Annotated in this window: 1 rRNA gene; it reads left to right on the forward strand. The window is 56.8% G+C overall.

Going from position 1 to position 1,078, the window contains the following annotated elements:
- A 23S ribosomal RNA gene (locus HF577_RS37200) occupies positions 1 to 1,034 on the forward strand; the annotation flags it as partial.
- Between the last annotated feature and the right edge of the window lie 44 nt (positions 1,035 to 1,078).

Here is a 1,078-nt window from a genome sequence, read left to right on the forward strand (position 1 = left end):
TTGGGGGCGAAGCGGAGAATTTAAGCGCCAGTAAACGGCGGTGGTAACTATAACCATCCTAAGGTAGCGAAATTCCTTGTCGGGTAAGTTCCGACCTGCACGAATGGCGTAACGACTTGGGCGCTGTCTCGACCACAGACTCGGCGAAATTGCACTACGAGTAAAGATGCTCGTTACGCGCGGCAGGACGGAAAGACCCCGGGACCTTTACTATAGCTTGGTATTGGTGCTCGGTTCGGCTTGTGTAGGATAGGTGGGAGACTGTGAAGCGGCCACGCCAGTGGTTGTGGAGTCGTTGTTGAAATACCACTCTGGTCGAATTGGGTGTCTCAACCTCGGGCCATGATCTGGTTCAGGGACAGTGCCTGGTGGGTAGTTTAACTGGGGCGGTTGCCTCCCAAAATGTAACGGAGGCGCCCAAAGGTTCCCTCAGCCTGGTTGGCAATCAGGTGTTGAGTGTAAGTGCACAAGGGAGCTTGACTGCGAGACTGACAGGTCGAGCAGGGACGAAAGTCGGGACTAGTGATCCGGCACCACCTGGTGGAAGGGGTGTCGCTCAACGGATAAAAGGTACCCCGGGGATAACAGGCTGATCTTGCCCAAGAGTCCATATCGACGGCATGGTTTGGCACCTCGATGTCGGCTCGTCGCATCCTGGGGCTGGAGTAGGTCCCAAGGGTTGGGCTGTTCGCCCATTAAAGCGGTACGCGAGCTGGGTTTAGAACGTCGTGAGACAGTTCGGTCCCTATCCGCCGCGCGCGCAGGAGACTTGAGGAAGGCTGTCCCTAGTACGAGAGGACCGGGACGGACGAACCTCTGGTGTGCCAGTTGTCCCGCCAGGGGCACGGCTGGTTGGCTATGTTCGGAAGGGATAACCGCTGAAGGCATCTAAGCGGGAAGCTCGTTCCAAGATGAGGTCTCCCACCACCTTGCGTGGTTAAGGCCCCCAGCAGACCACTGGGTTGATAGGCCAGAGATGGAAGCCCTGTGAGGGGTGGAGTTGACTGGTACTAATAGGCCGAGGGCTTGTTCATGACGAGTTGTTTGCATCCACTGTGCGACCCTGAACACACAAACA

Source organism: Pseudonocardia xinjiangensis (assembly GCF_012911925.1).
GTDB classification, from domain to species: Bacteria; Actinomycetota; Actinomycetes; order Mycobacteriales; family Pseudonocardiaceae; genus Pseudonocardia; species Pseudonocardia xinjiangensis.